This is a genomic window from Pseudactinotalea sp. Z1739 (assembly GCF_049725055.1).
Lineage (GTDB): Bacteria > Actinomycetota > Actinomycetes > Actinomycetales > Beutenbergiaceae > CALKWS01.
This window is the reverse complement of the sequence record NZ_JBMPQA010000007.1, coordinates 136,949-153,909: the sequence shown is the minus strand read 5'-3', so window position 1 is coordinate 153,909 and position 16,961 is coordinate 136,949. Positions and strand designations below refer to the sequence as shown.

15 protein-coding genes are annotated in these 16,961 nt (G+C 70.1%); 10 read left to right on the top strand and 5 right to left on the bottom strand.

Going from position 1 to position 16,961, the window contains the following annotated elements:
• Positions 1–286 precede the first annotated feature (286 nt).
• Positions 287–910, bottom strand: a complete 624-nt coding sequence (locus ACO0LV_RS11060; protein ID WP_424787954.1) for a class I SAM-dependent methyltransferase — start codon at positions 908–910, stop codon at positions 287–289.
• A gap of 367 nt (positions 911–1,277) precedes the next feature.
• Between ACO0LV_RS11060 and hflX the strand changes: the two genes are divergently transcribed.
• The 3 genes from hflX to ACO0LV_RS11045 are packed head-to-tail and all read left to right on the top strand — an operon-like array spanning position 1,278 to position 6,552.
• Complete coding sequence (gene hflX / locus ACO0LV_RS11055; protein ID WP_424787953.1) at positions 1,278–2,813, top strand: GTPase HflX; 1,536 nt, start codon at positions 1,278–1,280, stop codon at positions 2,811–2,813.
• Positions 2,810–4,879: an ATP-dependent DNA helicase gene (locus tag ACO0LV_RS11050; RefSeq protein WP_424787952.1), complete on the top strand. Its 2,070-nt coding sequence runs from the start codon at positions 2,810–2,812 to the stop codon at positions 4,877–4,879. Before hflX ends, ACO0LV_RS11050 begins: the two co-directional genes overlap by 4 nt.
• Positions 4,876–6,552, top strand: a complete 1,677-nt coding sequence (locus ACO0LV_RS11045) for a metallophosphoesterase family protein (protein WP_424787951.1) — start codon at positions 4,876–4,878, stop codon at positions 6,550–6,552. The genes ACO0LV_RS11050 and ACO0LV_RS11045 overlap by 4 nt, the downstream gene beginning before the upstream one ends.
• Here the strand turns inward: ACO0LV_RS11045 and lexA are convergent.
• Positions 6,530–7,267 carry a transcriptional repressor LexA gene (lexA, locus tag ACO0LV_RS11040; RefSeq protein WP_424787950.1) on the bottom strand — a complete coding sequence of 246 codons (738 nt, stop codon included), beginning with the start codon at positions 7,265–7,267 and terminating at the stop codon, positions 6,530–6,532. The genes ACO0LV_RS11045 and lexA overlap by 23 nt on opposite strands.
• A 373-nt stretch (positions 7,268–7,640) precedes the next feature.
• Between lexA and ACO0LV_RS11035 the strand changes: the two genes are divergently transcribed.
• The 3 genes from ACO0LV_RS11035 (at position 7,641) to ACO0LV_RS11025 (ending at position 9,028) form a co-directional block, all read left to right on the top strand.
• Entirely contained in the window at positions 7,641–8,150 is a 510-nt protein-coding gene (locus ACO0LV_RS11035; protein WP_424787949.1) for a LysM peptidoglycan-binding domain-containing protein, read from the top strand.
• A gap of 96 nt (positions 8,151–8,246) precedes the next feature.
• A complete protein-coding gene (gene nrdR / locus ACO0LV_RS11030; RefSeq protein ID WP_424787948.1) occupies positions 8,247–8,717 on the top strand; it encodes a transcriptional regulator NrdR in 471 nt (156 codons plus the stop codon).
• Between the two features lie 113 nt (positions 8,718–8,830).
• On the top strand, positions 8,831–9,028 hold the full coding sequence (locus tag ACO0LV_RS11025; protein ID WP_424787947.1) for a DUF5302 domain-containing protein: 198 nt from the start codon (positions 8,831–8,833) through the stop codon (positions 9,026–9,028).
• A 32-nt stretch (positions 9,029–9,060) separates the two neighbouring features.
• On the opposite strand, the gene serA is transcribed toward ACO0LV_RS11025, so the two are convergent.
• Positions 9,061–10,272, bottom strand: a complete 1,212-nt coding sequence (serA, locus tag ACO0LV_RS11020; RefSeq protein ID WP_424788016.1) for a phosphoglycerate dehydrogenase — start codon at positions 10,270–10,272, stop codon at positions 9,061–9,063.
• A gap of 43 nt (positions 10,273–10,315) precedes the next feature.
• Positions 10,316–12,568, bottom strand: a complete 2,253-nt coding sequence (locus ACO0LV_RS11015; protein WP_424787946.1) for a HelD family protein — start codon at positions 12,566–12,568, stop codon at positions 10,316–10,318.
• Positions 12,569–12,766: 198 nt separating this feature from the next.
• Here ACO0LV_RS11015 and ACO0LV_RS11010 point away from each other — a divergent pair, with 198 nt between their 5' ends.
• Together ACO0LV_RS11010 and ACO0LV_RS11005 are read left to right on the top strand one after the other, a co-directional pair.
• Positions 12,767–13,693, top strand: a complete 927-nt coding sequence (locus ACO0LV_RS11010; RefSeq protein WP_424787945.1) for a proteasome assembly chaperone family protein — start codon at positions 12,767–12,769, stop codon at positions 13,691–13,693.
• 264 nt (positions 13,694–13,957) lie between these two features.
• Positions 13,958–14,161 carry a cold-shock protein gene (locus ACO0LV_RS11005; protein WP_424787944.1) on the top strand — a complete coding sequence of 68 codons (204 nt, stop codon included), beginning with the start codon at positions 13,958–13,960 and terminating at the stop codon, positions 14,159–14,161.
• Positions 14,162–14,230: 69 nt separating this feature from the next.
• On the opposite strand, the gene ACO0LV_RS11000 is transcribed toward ACO0LV_RS11005, so the two are convergent.
• Positions 14,231–15,187, bottom strand: a complete 957-nt coding sequence (locus ACO0LV_RS11000; RefSeq protein WP_424787943.1) for a spermidine synthase — start codon at positions 15,185–15,187, stop codon at positions 14,231–14,233.
• A 102-nt stretch (positions 15,188–15,289) separates the two neighbouring features.
• Between ACO0LV_RS11000 and ACO0LV_RS10995 the strand changes: the two genes are divergently transcribed.
• Both ACO0LV_RS10995 and dinB read left to right on the top strand, forming a co-directional pair.
• On the top strand, positions 15,290–15,694 hold the full coding sequence (locus tag ACO0LV_RS10995) for an SAV_6107 family HEPN domain-containing protein (RefSeq protein WP_424787942.1): 405 nt from the start codon (positions 15,290–15,292) through the stop codon (positions 15,692–15,694).
• Positions 15,691–16,944: a DNA polymerase IV gene (dinB, locus tag ACO0LV_RS10990; RefSeq protein WP_424787941.1), complete on the top strand. Its 1,254-nt coding sequence runs from the start codon at positions 15,691–15,693 to the stop codon at positions 16,942–16,944. Before ACO0LV_RS10995 ends, dinB begins: the two co-directional genes overlap by 4 nt.
• Positions 16,945–16,961: the final 17 nt, after the last annotated feature.

Below are 16,961 nucleotides of genomic sequence, written 5' to 3'. Positions count from 1 at the left end.
GAGCACGGGTTCGTCCGTCAGCCTCTGGCCGAGCACGGGTTCGTCCGTCAGCCTCTGGCCGAGCACCGGTCTGCGCGTGAACCTCAGTTGCCTGCGCGGCATCAGCACGCACAGCGCCCTCGGCCGGCTTCCCATGCCGGCCGGGCCCCGCTTGCGGTACGTCGAACATGTGTACGAGTCTACCGTGGGCCACCGACAACCACCAGACCCAGACGCCAGAAATCGCAGAAATATGCGCTCTCGGTAGGAAGGTCGCAGCAGCCTCCGAACCGAGGGCGTCTGCGACTCAGGCGCCGTCGGTCGGGCCGCGACCGCGCACCGTCAGCACCCGGAATCCCTTCGAACTGGCCAGGCGTTCCACCTCGAAGCCGAGGTCGGCCGCGATCCAACGCTGGAGCGAGTCCGACCCCAGGTTCTTCTGCACCACCAGGTGCGCCTGCGCGCCGGACCGCAGCCGAGGCAGCCACGCGCGGAGCAACCCGTGCAGCACAGCCTTTCCCACGCGAATCGGCGGGTTGGACCACAACTCATCGATGACCAGATCGGGTACGGCCGTCAGCAAGGCATCGGGTGTGAAAGTCTCCACGTTGCCCAGCCCGAGCGTCCTGGCGTTCGCGGCCGTCAGCTCCAACGCACGCTCGTTCACGTCCACGGCCAGCACCCGTGCCTGGGGCGCGGCGCGCGCCATCGAGAGCGCGATCGGCCCCCACCCGCACCCCAGGTCCACCAGGACCCCGGACGCCGGCGGCTCGGTGACCGTGCGCAGCAGCACAGCGGTACCAGGATCGAGCCGGTCCCCGGAGAACACCCCCCGGTCGGTGTGCACCTCAACCTGCTCACCGCGAAGATTCACCGAGATCGTGCGCCGGCGCGCGGGGCCGGCCGTCGGGGACTCGAAGTAGTGCGCCACCCCGCGAGGATAGCCGCGCGGGGGTGGCCGCCCAGACTCACATGCGCGGTCGTGGCCCCGAGCATGCCTCATCCCATGTGACTTCGTGGATCGGGCCGGGGCATGCGAGATCACAAAGGCCCCCCGATTCCATAGCATTTCCGCTATTCACCTCTATTCCATGTCGGTTATTCCATGTCGGTGATCAGGGCGCAGGTGTCCGGGCCGAGGCGTCGTGGCTCAACGCGGACCACCACGCCGGACCACACGCGCTCAGCGAAATCGGTTGGAACCCCGGCATGAGCGTGGGAAAGTGGAACCGACAGATTCCCCGGCCCTGGCGCGACCCGATGTCCCCAGCCCACCGGGACCGCGACGACAGGACACGATGACCAACACCCCCTCGCAGGACCGCCCAGTGGCAGATGAACCTACCCACGCCACGAACAGCTCGCCCACCGATGACGTCGAGGATCGCGCCCAAGCCGTGGTGAACCGCATCCTGGCTCGCCACGGCACCGCCATCCAGGCCGACGACGCCGCGCCCGGTGCGCACGACGGTGACCAGTTCGACGCGGAGGAACGTGCCGCGCTGAACCGCGTAGCCGGGCTGTCCACAGAGCTCGACGACGTCACCGAGGTGGAGTACCGCTCGCTGCGCCTGGAGCGGGTGATCCTGGTGGGCCTGTGGTCCGAGGGCACCGTGGAGCAGGCCGAGGTCTCGCTGCGGGAGTTGGCCGCCCTGGCCGAGACGGCCGGATCGCAGGTGCTCGATGGAGTGCTGCAGCGTCGTCGTCATCCTGAACCGGGCACCTACCTCGGCTCGGGCAAGGCGGCCGAACTCGCCGAACTGGTGCACGCCACCGGCGCCGACACCGTGATCGTGGACTCCGAACTGGGCCCGTCCCAGCGCCGTGGCCTGGAGGACGTGGTCAAGGTCAAGGTGATCGACCGCACGGCGCTGATCCTGGACATCTTCGCCCAGCACGCCAAGTCCCGGGAGGGCAAGGCACAGGTGGAACTGGCCCAACTGGAGTACCTGCTGCCGCGCCTGCGCGGGTGGGGTGAGTCGATGTCCCGGCAGGCCGGTGGGCAGACGGCCGGGGGCGCCGGTATCGGCTCGCGCGGACCCGGGGAGACCCAGATCGAGTTGGACCGTCGGCGGATCCGCACCCGGATGGCCCGGCTTCGGCGGCAGATCGCCCAGATGGCCCCGGCCCGGGCCGGGCGGCGCCGCTCCCGCCGTGCCGGTGCGGTGCCCTCGGTGGCGATCGTGGGGTACACCAACGCCGGCAAGTCCTCGTTGCTGAACCGCCTCACGGACGCGGGTGTGCTGGTGCAGAACCAGTTGTTCGCCACCCTGGACCCCACCGTGCGGCGCACCGAGACCCCGGACGGGCGCACCTACACCCTGGCCGACACCGTCGGGTTCGTGCGGAGCCTGCCCACCCAGCTCGTCGAGGCTTTCCGCTCCACGCTGGAGGAGGTTGCCGAGGCCGACGTGATCGTGCACGTCGTGGACGCTTCCCACCCCGATCCCGCTGGTCAGATCGCCGCGGTGCGCGATGTGCTGCGGGAGATCGAGGGCAGTTCGGAGATCCCCGAACTCGTGGTGCTGAACAAGGCCGACCTCGCCGATGCCGAGACCATCGCCGCGCTACGCACCCGCGAGCCCAGCGCCGTCGCCGTCTCCGCGCGCACCGGCGCGGGCATCGGGGAACTGCGCGAACACATCGCCTCCGAACTTCCCCGCCCGGCGGTGGAGGTGGACGTGCTGGTGCCCTATGGGCGCGGCGATCTGGTGCACCGGGCCCACGTGGCCGGAGAGGTGATCAGTACCGAACACACCGAGGACGGGACCCGGCTGCACGCACGGGTCGACGGGGCGCTGGCGGCAGACCTGGATGCTGCCGTCGGAGGATGAGCCCCGACGACGCCGGCAGCGACGCGGGCGGTACCGTTCCAACCGACGACGACGTGAGTCGTCCCGATCCGCCATCGCACCTGGATTCCGTGCTCGATGAGGTCATCGCGGCGATGGGCGGCGCCCGCCGGGAGGGCCAGCACCAGATGGCCACCGAGGTGGCCGCCGCGCTGGCCGGCGCCGAGCACCTCCTCGTCCAGGCAGGCACCGGCACCGGTAAGTCGTTGGCGTACCTGATCCCGGCGCTGCTGCACGCGGTCGGCAACGAGGAACGGACCATCGTCTCCACCGCCACCCTGGCCCTGCAGCGCCAGGTGCTCGGACACGACCTGCCGCTTGCCGCGGAGTCCCTACGGCGGCACCTGCCCCGGGAGCCCCAGGTGGCGCTGCTGAAGGGCTGGCACAACTACCTGTGCCTGCACAAGGTGGCTGGCGGCTACCCGGCCGACGACGAGGGCACCCTCTTCGACGCCGCAGCCGCGGCCCCCTCGGCCGCCGAGGAGCACCCCGAGGGCCAGGACGACTCCCTGGGCGGACAGGTGCTGCGGTTGCGCAGGTGGGCCGAGGAGACCAGCACCGGGGACCGTGACGATCTGGTGCCCGGGGTCAGCGACCGGGCCTGGCGGCAGGTTTCCCTCACCTCCCTGGAGTGCCTGGGGCAACGCTGCCCGCTGCTGAACGACTGCTTCCCCGAACACGCCCGCCGCGCCGCCCGTGAGGCGGACCTGGTGGTGACCAACCACGCGATGCTGGGGATCGCCGCCTCGGGTTCCCCGAAGGTGCTGCCCGAACACCAGGTGCTCATCGTGGACGAGGCGCATGAACTCGCAGACCGGGTCACCGCCCAGGCCACGGTGGAGTTGTCCGCCGCGTCCGTGGAACGCACCGCCCGGCTCGCCCGCCGCCACGCCGGGATCGCGCTGTCCGCCCTGGAGGATGCCGCCACACATCTGCGCACCAACCTTGGTCTGGTGCCCGAGGGCCGCCTGCCCCAGGGCCTGCCGGCCGAACTGGTGCCCACGGTGCGCTCCATCGCCGAGGCGTGCCGGGAGGCGATGACGGCGGTGCGCAGCGAGCAGACCCAGGGCCAGGGCAAGGCCGAGGAAGCCGGTGGCCGAGCCATGGCGACGTCGGCGCTGCTGGTGCTGTTCGAGATCGCCGAACGCCTGCTCTCCGACAGTGTGGCGGAGCGGATCGACGTGCTCTGGTGCGAGCGCGGGCGCGCACCGGGGGAGGGTTCGCGGCTGAAGATCGCACCGCTGGACGTGGCCGGCCCGATCGCCTCCGAACTCTTCGCCGAGCGGGCCGCGGTGCTCACCTCGGCCACCCTCACCCTCGGTGGTACCTTCGACCACGCCGTGCGCAGCGTCGGGATGGGCTTCGGGCCCCACCGGGCCGTGCAGGTGTCCTCCCCGTTCGACTACGGCAAGCAGGGCATCCTCTACGTGGCCTCGCACCTGCCGCCGCCGGGCCGTGACGGCACGGCCCAGGAGGCCCTGGACGAACTCGCCGGACTGATCGAGGCCGCCGGCGGGCGCACCCTCGGGCTGTTCTCCTCCCGACGCGGTGCGCAGGCTGCGGCCGAGGCGCTGCGGGAGCGGCTGGACACCGAGATCCTGTTACAGGGCGAGGACTCGATCCCGGCCCTGGTGCGCCGGTTCTCCGCCGAACCCGCCACCTCCCTGTTCGGCACACTGTCGCTGTGGCAGGGCGTGGACGTGCCGGGGGAGGCATGCCAGTTGGTGGTCATCGACCGGATCCCGTTCCCGCGCCCCGATGACCCGATCCGCCAGGCGCGCCAGGAGGTGGTGGCTGCCGGAGGTGGCAACGGCTTCATGACGGTGGCTGCCAGCCACGCGGCTCTGCTGCTGGCTCAGGGCGCGGGCCGGCTGGTGCGTGGGGTGGCCGATCGTGGCGTGGTGGCCGTGCTCGACCCCCGGCTGCGAACGGCGCGCTACGGCAGTTTCCTGGCCAAGTCGCTCCCGCCGCTGTGGCCCACCACCGACGGTGACCTGGTCCGGGCCGCGCTGCGCAGGCTGTCCGGTGGTGGGGACGCACCGGCATGACGTCCGGTTTCCGCGTCCGGCCCTACCTGCACGCACCGAGCAGCACCGGCATGACGATCATCTGGTTCTCCCACACCGATGAACCCGGAGAAGTCGTTGTGACCGGCCCGGGCGCGCCCGGGCCGGTCACGTCCCGACCCGAGGCCCTCGACGTGCTGAGCCCTACCGAGGCTGAGCGCACCGAACTCATCGAGGGTCTGGCGCCCGGCTCCTGGCTGTACCCGGACGGGAACGTCCGCCACGTCGTCGTCCTGACCGGCTTGCGGCCACACACGCGGTACACCTACGCGGTCACCCAGGATGGCGAGCAGTACCGTGCCGCCTTCCGCACCGCTCCCACCGACGGGTCCTGGCAGCAGATCCATCTGGTGGCGCTGTCGGACTCCGAGACCGCTCCGGCTGGGCGGGTGACGCATCGCTCCTGGCCGGCCGGCCCCGGCGGGGAGTCCCGTCCCGACCCGCACGGTTTGTGGCGGGAGGCCTTCGGCGTGGCGGAGCACACTGCCGGCCGGCCCGTCCTGCGCTACCCGCTCACCAAGGCGGAGGGCTACCGGGCGGTGGTGAGCATGATCGCCCAGGAGGAGGCGGACCTCATCTTGCATCCCGGTGACCTGGTCGGCGGCGGGGGATACCAGCCCGCCTGGGATGAGTTCTTCACGATCAACGCCCCCTCGGGCCTGCTCTCGCGGGCACCGCTCCTGCCTGCGCTGGGAAACTGGGAGAACTTCGGCGCCCGCAACGGCCTGTACGGCACGCCGTCGGACCGTTCCCCGGTGGTGCGGGCCCGGGCCAAGTACCACGCCCACTTCCCGGGCCCGGACGGGGCGCGGGGCCGGGGCTACTACCGCCTCGACCACGGACCACTCACGATCCTGACGCTGGACTCCTCGAACGGGGAGCCCGACGACCATCGGTCCCGTTACGCCCGGCCCCTCACCGGGCGGGCCTACCGGGGCCCGGGCACCGATACCCAGGACCACTTCACCGCAACGGAGTACACCGCCGCCGGTGGCACGGACCTGAACGACATCGCCCCCGGCAGGCCGCAGTGGCGCTGGGCCGAAGAGAATCTGGCCGACGCCCGGGCGCAGGGCCGGATCATCCTGGTCCAGTTCCACCACGTGCCCTACTCCAGCGGTGCGCACGGCCTACCGATGGATCACGAGTTCTCTACCGGCCAGGGCGGAACCCCGATGCGCAGGTTCCATCGGATGTTCAGTGAATTCGGCGTGGCCGCGGTGCTCTGCGGGCACAGTGAACTGTTCGAGCGCTCGGTGGTGCCCGACGGCGACGAAGGCTCACCCGGGGTGCTCTACTACGACGTCGGTGTGGCCGGGGACAGCCTGGGTGGCGAACTGCGAGGGGGTGATGGGGAACTCCTGCGGTACAACCCGCACCGGGCCTGGACGGCCGACCAGGACGCTCCGGAGCGCTGGGAGGTGGCCGGCGACGGCAACCCGGTGCTGCGTGAGGGTGGCAAGCACTACGGCTACCTGGACATCAACCTCGAGCGCACCGGGACCGGAGCGCGGTTGACGCTGCAACCGATCCACGCCTTCCCGGTCCTGGACTCGCAGTACCGGGTGCTCCGGATCGAGCGACGCACCTACGACGACGAGGTGTGCCTGCGGATCGGACCGGACGGGCGGGTCACACCGAGCGCAGGACGCTGACCACCCGGCCCAGGATCTGGGCGTCGGATCCCTCGATCGGGGAGTAGGCGGAGTTGGCCGGCATCAGCCAGACCTCGCCCTCGGTGTGCTTGAGCGTCTTGACCGTGGCCTCACCGTCGATCATCGCCGCGACGATCTCACCGTTCTCGGCCACCGGCTGCTGACGCACCACGACGAAGTCGCCGTCGCAGATCGCGGCGTCGATCATCGAGTCGCCGGTGACCCTGAGCAGGAACAGGTCGCCGTCGCCGACCAATTGGCGCGGCAGCGGGAAGACGTCCTCCACCGACTGCTCGGCCAGCACAGGGCCGCCCGCCGCGATCCGCCCGACCACCGGGACGTAACTGGGCGAGGCGTCCACCTGCTCATCGGAGTCGGTGCTGAAGAACTGTTTCGGGCCGCGGGCCGAAGCCGGTGCCGGGCTCTCTTGCGCCGGCGCAGTGCCGTGGGGATCCAGGATCTCGATCGCGCGGGTGGAGATCGGGTCCCGGCGCAGGTACCCCTTCTCCTCCAGGACCTGGAGCTGGTACTTCACCGATGACGGGCTGGCCAGGCCCACGGCGGTGCCGATCTCGCGCATCGTCGGCGGGTACCCCTTGGTCTCGATGTTGGTGCGGATCGAGTCCATGATCCGCTGTTGCCGGACGGTCAGACCGGGGGAGTGGCCGGTCTGGTCCGGGTGCTGCCGGCTGGTGTCCTTGGGTCCCTCGGCCATCGTGTCCTCCTGCGGTTCGGTGCGGTTGCGAGCGGCTCTGCCATGGTCCCGTCACCGCGATGTCAGGGGTCGGTGGTGGGGTGTTCCCCATGACGTTCCCAAGCCTAGGCGTTACGGCGCCGAACAGGAAACATCTGTTCGACTGGCGTGTCGACTCTATCGAACGGCTGTGTTACTGTCCATACATGTGTTCGCAGAACATCAGTTCGAGGGTCGGTCGGTTGCCGGTCCCGGACGTGGCCCGAGGAGTAATCCGATGAGTGCACTGGCGATCCACCCCAGCCCCTCGACCCGGCGGGCCGCCCTGCGGCGGTCGCGGACGCGCCCCTGCGGGCACGCCGGCCCTGCACGTAACTCGACCTGTCACCTCAGCGTGGTTCCCGCAGTCTTCTCGGCGCCCGGAGCGGCTCCGGCCCCGGAGGCCCCGAAGGCTGCGCCGCAGAGCGACGTGCCGCGGGCCCTCGTACCCCAGCAGACCGAGGGCTCGGGCGGCCGGACCCGTCCCGTGACGCCCCTGGTGACGGCACCGGTTCGCCCGGCGGTACCGGTTCGTCCGGCGGCGCCGGTGCGCCCGGCCAGGGCGCGCGAACACGCCCCCCTGCGGCTGACCACCCGCGGACGGCGGGTGCTGGTCGCGCTTGGCTTCGCGCTGGCGATCGCCGTGGGCGGCGGGCTCGGCACCCTGCTGGCGCCGGAGGCGCAGACGCCGGCAGAGGTCTCCACCGTGGTGGTCCAGCCGGGCGAGAGCCTGTGGGTGATCGCGAGTGAGATCGCCGATCCGGGGCAGGACGTGCGCCAGGTGGTGGAGACCATCCGCGGCATGAACGGGCTGGAGCGCTCCACCGTGCACGCCGGTCAGGAGTTGAGCGTCCCGCAGGGCTGAGGAACCCGCTGGAGGGCGACGTCCCACACCGGAAGCCAGATGTGGCATTGTGTGTGCACCGAGCACGCCGTCACCAAGCCGGGAAGGGACGCGCCGATGCATTGTCCGTACTGCCGTAACCCCGACTCGCGGGTGGTGGACTCCCGCACCGCCGACGACGGCGGCAGTATCCGCCGCCGCCGGCACTGTCCCGAGTGCTCGCGCCGCTTCACCACGGTGGAGAGCACCAGCCTCACGGTGATCAAGCGATCGGGGGCGATGGAGCCGTTCAGCCGGGAGAAGGTCGTGGCCGGTGTGAGCAAGGCGTGTCAGGGTCGCCCGGTCTCCGCCGATGACCTGGCGCTGCTGGCCCAGCAGGTGGAGGAGTCCATCCGCGCCACCGGCGTGGCCGAGATCGACTCCCACGAGGTCGGATTGGCGACCTTGGGGCCGCTGCGGGCGCTGGACGAGGTGGCGTACCTGCGCTTTGCCAGCGTCTACCAGAACTTCACCTCCCTCGAGGACTTCGAGGCCGCGATCACCGCGCTGAAGTTGGACCGCAATCCTGCCTCGGAGCAGTACGCCTGAGGGTGCATGGCCGGGGTTTATCCGCTGGCGTGTTCGCGCCGGACCCGGCAAGGTTGAGGATGAGCCACCCGGGACGCGGTCCCGGTCCGTGGTGAGTTCAGGGAGGACTGTTGATGTCATCGAAGAAGAACGGATCCGAAGGTCCCGATCGGCCGATGGCCGATGCCAAGGCGAAGATGCGCGAGGCGCTCGATCGCAAGAACGCGGGTGACCACCCCACCGCAGATGGAGTCCGGAACACCGGTTCGGTGCACGGGCCGGAGGTGGTCGGCGAGCCCAAGCGGACATTCCGGCCGCGTAAGACCGGCTGAGTTCCTCGCTCGGCGCCCGGTCCGAAGCGAGCCTAGACCGACCCGTTGAGCTCGCGGACACTGATGGTGCCCTCGATCTCACGAAGGTGGTCCCTTGCCTGCCGCGGCAGGGTGCCGCTGATGTCGGTCACCGAGTAACCCACGTCACCGGTGGTGGCGAGCATCTGGGAATCGATGTTCGCCCCACCGGAGGACAACGCCTGGTTCACCGCGGCCAGCACGCCGGGCACGTTCCGGTGCAGGTGGGCGATGCGCTGGCGGCCCGGCCCGGGCGTGTCCAACGTGAGCCTGGGCAGGTTCACGCTCAGGGCTGTGGAGCCCGAGCGCATGTAGTCGCGGAGTTTTCCGGCCACGAACACCCCGATGTCCTGCTGCGCCTCCTCGGTGGATCCGCCCACGTGCGGGGTCAGGATCACGTTGGGCAGCCCACGCAATTCGGATTCGAACGGGTCGCCGTTGCGCTTGGGCTCGTCAGGGAAGACATCCACCGCGGCGCCGGCCAGATCCCCGGCCCTGATCGCATCGCGCAGGTGGGCGTAGTCCACCAGGAACCCGCGGGAGAGGTTGAGGAAGATGGCACCATGCTTCATCCTGGCGAACTGCGCCGGCCCGAACATCCCGGCGTTCCCGGCCCGGCCGTCGACATGCAGGGTGACCACATCGGAGACCTCCAGCAGGGAGTCCAGATCCGGCATGCGGCGGGCGTTGCCGAGGGCGAGTTTCTCGGCGTTGTCGTAAAAGACCACCCGCATCCCCAGGGCCTCGGCGACGACCGAGAGTTGGGTGCCGATGTTGCCGTACCCCACGATGCCCAGCGTGCGCCCACGCACCTCGTGCGCACCGTTGGCGGACTTGTCCCACAGGCCCGCGTGCAGTGACTTGTCCTTCTCGGTCAACCGCCTGGTGAGCGCGATGATCTCGGCCAGGGCCAGTTCCACGACCGAGCGGGTGTTGGAGAACGGGGCGTTGAAGGCGGCCACCCCGTGGTGGACGGCGGCATCCAGATCGATCTGGTTGGTGCCGATGCAGAAGGCGCCGATCGCCTGTAGGTCCGGACTCCGCGACAGGACGCGTTCGGTGACGTTGGTCTTGGACCGGATGCCCAGGACGGACACACCTGCCAGGGCCTCGATCAGTTCGTCCTCGTCCAGGGAACCGGGCACGGTGGAGACGTCCGCGCCGGATCCCTCGAGTAGATCGAGTGCCAGGGGATGGATGTTCTCCAGGAGCAGTGCCTTGACCACGGTGCTCATCGTCCTTCTTCTTCCTCGCCGGTAGCCAGGCGTCTCACCTGTCGGACATCGGCTGGTCCAGTGCGGCTGCGAAACCGGCCGGCAGTTCCTCGGCGTGCACCACGTGCAGACGCTGGGTGGGCCGCGTCATCGCCACGTAGAGATCCGCGGGCTCGCCCTCGGCCAGGATCGCCGCGGGCTCGGCCACGATCACTCGATCGAACTCCAGTCCCTTGGCCCCGGCCGGATCCAGCAGCACCACTTGGGCGGCCAGGTCCACCGGTCCGGCCGGGATGTCCAGCATCCTGCTCAGTTCATCCTGGCGGGCTGTCGCGGTGATGACGGCCACGGTGCCGTCGCCCACGGCGGCCACTTCGTCCTCCAGCACCGCCGCCACAGTCTCACCGAGGCTGTCCGCTGCGGTCAGGACCAGTGCGTCGGGGACCTCGCGGGCCGATTGCAGGGGTGCCGGCGGGTGCTTCGGATCGGCGGCGGTCACAGCAGCCCGGGCCGCCCGCATCACCGAGGCCGGCGTGCGGTAGTTCACAGTCAGTTCGGCGACCCGCCAGTCCCGGCGGAGCATCGTGTCCAGGCGCTGGGACCACTCGCGGGTACCGGCGGGGGAGGAGGTCTGTGCGACGTCGCCGACCACCGTCATGGACCGGCTGGGGCAGCGCCGCAGCAGCGCCCGCCAGGCCATCTCCGAGAGCTCCTGTGCCTCATCGATCACGATGTGCCCGTAGGTCCAGGACCGGTCCCGGTAGGCGCGCTCGGCGGTGGTCAACTGTGGCCCCGACTCAGCGAACCGTCCCGCGAAGGTCTCCGCCGACACCAGATCGCGGGCAGTGACGGGATCGTCACTGCTGCCGACCGAGGCGAGAACCTCCCGGGCGTAGGCGACCTCCTGCTCCCGGCGCGCGGCCTCCATGCGCGCCTGGGCGCGCTCGGTCTCGTCATCGGAACCGATGAGCTCGGCGGCCTCGTCGATCAGGGGGATGTCCGCCGTCGTCCACTCCGACCCGACCGGCCGCACCAGGGCCTCGCGGTCGGCCGCCGGCATCCGTCCGGCCACGGCTTCGAGTTTGTGGGGTTTGGCGAACAACTCGGCCACCAGGCCGGTAGCCGTCAGTGGCAGCCAGCACAGGTTCAACGCTACCCGCACGTCCCGGGCACTGCGGATCTCCTCGACCACCTCGGCCGGATCCTCCCCGGCGCCGCCGATCTGCTCCAGGTACTGGGTAGCCAGTGCGGTCAGCATCGCGCGGACGAACGTGACCCGGGCCCGGTTGTGCGGGTGCCCGGACCGTCGGGCGCGGGCCTGAGCCTCCCGCACCTCATCCGGCCGCAACTGCAGCACCACCGATCCCACCTTGAGTTCCTGGGGCCCCAGCACCCGCTGCTTGGCCCTGACCGCCCGGGAGATGATCCCGGCCCATGCGCGGCGCCCCTTGATCCTGGCCACCCGCGGTTCCTCGGTGGCGGTGGCACTGATCCCAGGAATCAGATCACCCAGCGTCGAGGAGACCACCCCGGTCTCGCCCAGGGCTGGCAGCACCTGTTCGATATAGCGCAGGAACACCCGGCTCGGGCCGATGAGCAGAACGCCGGAGCGTTCCAGGCGTTCCCGGTGGGAGTACAGCAGATAGGCCGCCCGGTGCAGGGCCACAGCGGTCTTGCCGGTGCCCGGGCCGCCCTGGACCACCAATACGCCGCCCAGGTCGGAGCGGATGATCGCATCCTGCTCGGCCTGGATCGTGGCGACGATGTCACCCATCCGTCCGGTGCGGGAGGCCTTCAGTGCGGCCATCAGCGCACCCTCGCCGGCCAGTTGCACCTGGGTGTCCGGGTCAAGTGCATCGAGGTCGAGAACGTCGTCCTCGATCGCCACCACCTGGCGATGCCTGGTTTGCAGGTGCCGGCGCAGCGTCACGTCCCCGGGAGCGTGCGCGGTGGCCTGGTAGAAGGCACGTGCCGCCGGTGCCCGCCAGTCGGTGAGCACGGGGGAGTGCTCGGCGTCGGAGATACCGATCCGGCCCACGTACCGCCGATCGCCGTCGCGCAGGTCCAGCCGTCCGAACACCAGGCGGTCCTCGACCGCGTCCAGCGCGGCCACCCGGTCCTCGTACATGGTCGCGAAGGCATCCCGTTCGGACCGGTTCTGCGGAGATCCGCTGGGTCCCTCACGGCGTATCTTGGCCAACCGCTTCCGGGCGCCCGCGCGTAGTTCGTCCAGGCGGGCGTAGACGAGGTCGACGTAGGACTGCTCGACCTCCAGGGCGTTGCGTGGGCCGACTTCAGGGCTGGTCACAATAGGTTGGTACTCCGCTGCGGTGATCGTGGCCGGTACGCCGGGGCTCCAGCGGCTCGGAAGGCGTGGGGAACCGGGCGACCGTTCATTATGCCTCTACCCTGGGGTGTGGTGCACCCCTGCTGCCGGTGCGGAGCCGGCTGGAATGTGACCACCGCAGGAAGCGTTGAGTATGGGGTGAACGAGGAAAGGACGTCCATGGCTGCTGATCCGCGCGATTTGTACACCCGCGAGACTGAGGTAACCGACCTGCCCGAGGGCGAGGTCGCGGTGCTGGTGCACGCCTTGCAGGGCTCGATCGACGCCGGACACGCCGGAGCGCTGCTCGCCGAGCACCTCACCGCCAAACTCAGCACCCGCCGGGTGGCGACGTTCGATGTCGATGCGCTGCTGGACTACCGCTCCCGCCGGCCGGTGATGACGTACGAGGACGGGGCCTGGACCACCTATGACGAGCCGGTCCTGACGCTGGACCTGCTGCGGGACGACGAAGGTCAGGCGATGCTGCTGCTGCACGGCCTGGAGCCGGACCTGAAGTGGGAACTGTTCATCGACGCGATCACCGGCCTGATCGAGGAGTTCGGTGTGCGCACCACCGTCGGAGTGCACGGGATCCCGATGGGGGTACCCCACACCCGCCCGATCACCGTGACCGCCCACGGGACGCGGCCCGAGTTGGTGGCCGATTACCCCAACTACATCAGTTCGGTGCGAGTGCCGGGTTCGGCGTCGGCACTCCTGGAGTTCCGCCTGGGTGGGCGCGGCCACGACGCCCTCGGGTTCGCCGCGCACGTCCCGCACTACCTCGCTCAGTCCGACTATCCGCAGGCCGCCGCCGAACTGGTGCGCCAGATCACCCGGGTGACCGGTCTCGGGCTCCCGATCGGTGACCTGGAAGCCGACGGCGTGCGGATCCAGACCGAGATCGACCGGCAGGTCGGTGCCTCCGACGAGGTTGGCGCGGTGGTCCGGGCGCTGGAAGAACAGTTCGACTCCTTCGCCGAGGCCACCGGGGACGAGGCGTTGGGCACTCCGGTGGTGGAGGCGGAGGAGGTCCCCAGCGCCGATGAGATCGCCGCCCGCTTCTCCCAGTACCTGGCCGGCCAGGACAACGACAAGGGCTGAGCGGGGCCGTCCAGCAACCCTGGATAGTCCACTAGCCGGACTCGGCGGGTGTTGCGGTAGCGCTTCTGCGGCAGAGCATGACATGCTGGCCTTGTTACAGTTTCACTTACGTTCGACCCGGGTGGGCACTCCTGTGCGCAATCCCAACATTCCGGGCCAGGTACCACTTGGTCGGGGATGAGATAGGCGTGGGGCGAAGCATGTGGCAAGACGGGGCCGGCACACGGCTTGCCCCACCAACGTCCCCGGAAGGACAAGCACAACATGGCACAGGGAACCGTCAAGTGGTTCAACGCTGAGAAGGGCTATGGATTCATTGCCCAGGACGGTGGCGGAGACGACGTCTTCGTTCACTACTCGGCCATCGAGTCGGACGGCTACCGCTCCCTCGAAGAGGCGCAGCGGGTTGAGTTCGAGATCACCCAGGGCCCCAAGGGCCCGCAGGCGGAGAGCGTCCGCATGGTCTGATTCCAGACCTCCCACGAGCCCGGTCGGCGCAGTTGCGCCGGCCGGGCTCGTGGCTTTTCCGGCACCTCGCTAGGGCAGGCTGATCAGCCCGTCCGGATCCTCGCGGGTGTCGGGCAGCATGCTCAGCATCCGTTGCTCGGCGGACTCGGAGGCTTGGGTCGGCTCCTCCCCGGCGCGCCACTGATCGGACTCGACCGGATCGCGGAACACCTGGGCGGTGCCGATGAAGTCCCGCAGGTCGCGGCCGTGCAGTACTCGCGCGGTGGGGGCGAGGGTGCGCAACGACCGGTTCAACTGAGCGGTGGGCCAGGGGCGGTTGGCGCCCAGGATGACGACGTTGCCGTAGCGACGCCCGCGCAGTACGCCGGGCTCGGCGATCACGGCGGTGTGGGCGAACACCTCGGCGAGGGTGGCCGCTTCGCGCCGAGCCACCGGCAGCGGGGGGTTGTCTGCCAGGTTCAGCAGGTAGCACCCGGCCGGGTTGAGCCGATCGGCCACCAGTTCGGTGAACTCCACGGTACGCAGGTGTGGTGGGACGGCGCCGGCGGCGAACGTGTCCCGGATCACGGCGTCGCCGCCGCCGCTGCGCAACGAGGCGATGGTCGCGCGAGCATCGGCCACGCGGATCCGCAGTCGCGGGGCGCGCGGCAGGTCGAACCACGTGCGCACGTACTCAGCGAGTTTGGCGTCGATCTCCGCGACCAGGTGACGCGAGTCGGGCCAGAGTGCGGCCATCGCCCGCGGGAGCGCACATCCGGCACCGCCCAGGTGCACCACGTTCAGCGGTTCCTCCGGGCCGAATCGATGGGTCAGCACCACCTGCATCTGCTGCATGTACTCGAACATCAGCCGGGTGGGGTCGTCCAGGTACAGGTGGGAACTCTGCACCCCGTCCAACAGCAGCAGCACACCGTTCGGATCCTCGGTGTCAGGGGTCAGTTCTACGGTGGCATACGTGGTGGGGATCGGACCCTGTGGAAGCGCCGCGACCGACGGCGCCACCGAGCGTGTCTTGCGCCGTGCCATGCAGGGAACGGTACCCCGCGACCCGGGTGGGACCGAACGCGGAAGGCCCTTGACAACTTCGAACGAGCGTTCGATAATGATAGGGCGGGAAGGGAGTCGATGATGGGCGGTGCGGTACCTGAGCGGTTGCTTCGGCGAGCCCATGCCGAACTCGATCAACTCTCGGCGCGGGCCGAGGGGCAGGAGAATTTCCTGCACGCCCATATGGCGGCGCTGCGCGCCGGGGCGGCGTTGCTCGCCCTGCACCCGGCCTCGGCCGGCAGGCGGCGCGCGGTGCGCAGCGTCTGGGAACAGATCGCCGAGCTGGACGAGGTCTGGGTACCGTGGGCGGCGCTGTTCGCCTCCGGCGCGCCGATCCGGGCGGCGATCGAGACGGGGCGTGCGCCGGCCCTCGAGGCCGCGCAGGTGGCGCGCACCGAGCAGGCCGCAGTGGAGTTCGTCGCGATCGTGACCGAGGCGGTGCGGACGGCCCGCGAGCCCACGCACCTTCCGGCGATGGCCTCGTGAGTCGTTCGGCGCGGTCGGCGGCGGCGGCCGGGAGGGACTGGGGCGACGACGACTCCGGAGCGCCCATCCTGCACGTGGACATGGATGCCTTCTTCGCCGCGGTGGAGTTGATCGAGCGGCCCGACCTGCGTGGCAAGGCGGTCATCGTCGGTGGCCGCCATCGTGGCGTGGTGGTGTCGGCGACCTACGAAGCGCGGGAATTCGGGGTGCACTCGGCGATGCCGATGGCGCGGGCGCGGGCAATGTGCCCGCACGCGGTGGTGCTGGAGCCCCGGCACGAGCGCTACCGGGAGGTCTCCCTCGCGGTCCTTCAGGTCCTGGGCGAGATCACCCCGGTGCTGGAACAGGTCAGCATCGATGAGGCGTTCCTGGACGTCTCCGGAGCGCGCCGGCGACTGGGCTCACCGACACAGATCGCGCAGCAGATCCGCGAGCGCATCCGCACCGAGCTGTTCGTGGATGCCTCCGTGGGAGTTGCGGGCACCAAGTTCGTGGCGAAACTGGCCTCCAGCCACGCCAAGCCGGACGGGATGCTGTTGATCCCTGCCGAGGCCACCGTCCCGTTCCTGCATGCGCTGCCCGTGGGGGCATTGTGGGGGGTGGGTGAGCGCACCGCGGAACGGCTGGCCTCGATGGCCATCCACACCGTCTCCGACCTTGCGCACACGCCCGCACCGACCCTGCACCGCCTGCTCGGGGTGGCAGCCGGACAGCGCCTGCTGGACCTGTCCTGGGGCCGCGACCCGCGCCCGGTGCAGCCACAGCGGCAGGAGAAGTCGATCGGACACGAGCAGACCTTTGCGGTCAACCTCTCCCGCACCGAGGAATTGAACGCGGTCCTGTTGGACCAGGCGCACCGTTGCGCGATGCGGTTACGGGCGGCGGGCACCGTCACCGCGTCGGTGTCGATCAAGGTACGGTTCGCCGACTTCACCACCCTGTCCCGTTCCCGGGCGCTGTCGGAGCCCACCGATGTGGCGCAGGCCGTTTACGCCACCGCCCGGGAACTGCTGGCCGGGGTCGCCCTGCCCGCCGGCGGCGTGCGGTTGCTGGGCGTGCGGTGTGAGGCCCTCAGTCCGGCGGCCACCACCGCCGTCCAGGGCACCCTGGCCGGGCCCGCACCGGGCCGCCGCGATGCCGAACGGGCAATGGATTCCATCACCGCTCGATACGGGCGCGGCGCGGTCCGAGCGGCCACCCTCGTGCGTCCGGGAGGCTCGCCGGACGTTAGAGATGCCACATCTGGGTAGCTTCGCTTCGCTTCGGC

Bases quoted from the DNA above. Each gene is read 5' to 3' on its own strand.
- hflX (WP_424787953.1), top strand. From the start codon at position 1,278: ATGACCAACACCCCCTCGCAGGACCGCCCAGTGGCAGATGAACCTACC.
- ACO0LV_RS11050 (WP_424787952.1), top strand. From the start codon at position 2,810: ATGAGCCCCGACGACGCCGGCAGCGACGCGGGCGGTACCGTTCCAACC.
- ACO0LV_RS11045 (WP_424787951.1), top strand. From the start codon at position 4,876: ATGACGTCCGGTTTCCGCGTCCGGCCCTACCTGCACGCACCGAGCAGC.
- lexA (WP_424787950.1), bottom strand. From the start codon at position 7,267: ATGGCCGAGGGACCCAAGGACACCAGCCGGCAGCACCCGGACCAGACC.
- nrdR (WP_424787948.1), top strand. From the start codon at position 8,247: ATGCATTGTCCGTACTGCCGTAACCCCGACTCGCGGGTGGTGGACTCC.
- ACO0LV_RS11025 (WP_424787947.1), top strand. From the start codon at position 8,831: ATGTCATCGAAGAAGAACGGATCCGAAGGTCCCGATCGGCCGATGGCC.
- ACO0LV_RS11010 (WP_424787945.1), top strand. From the start codon at position 12,767: ATGGCTGCTGATCCGCGCGATTTGTACACCCGCGAGACTGAGGTAACC.
- ACO0LV_RS11005 (WP_424787944.1), top strand. From the start codon at position 13,958: ATGGCACAGGGAACCGTCAAGTGGTTCAACGCTGAGAAGGGCTATGGA.
- ACO0LV_RS11000 (WP_424787943.1), bottom strand. From the start codon at position 15,187: ATGGCACGGCGCAAGACACGCTCGGTGGCGCCGTCGGTCGCGGCGCTT.
- ACO0LV_RS10995 (WP_424787942.1), top strand. From the start codon at position 15,290: ATGGGCGGTGCGGTACCTGAGCGGTTGCTTCGGCGAGCCCATGCCGAA.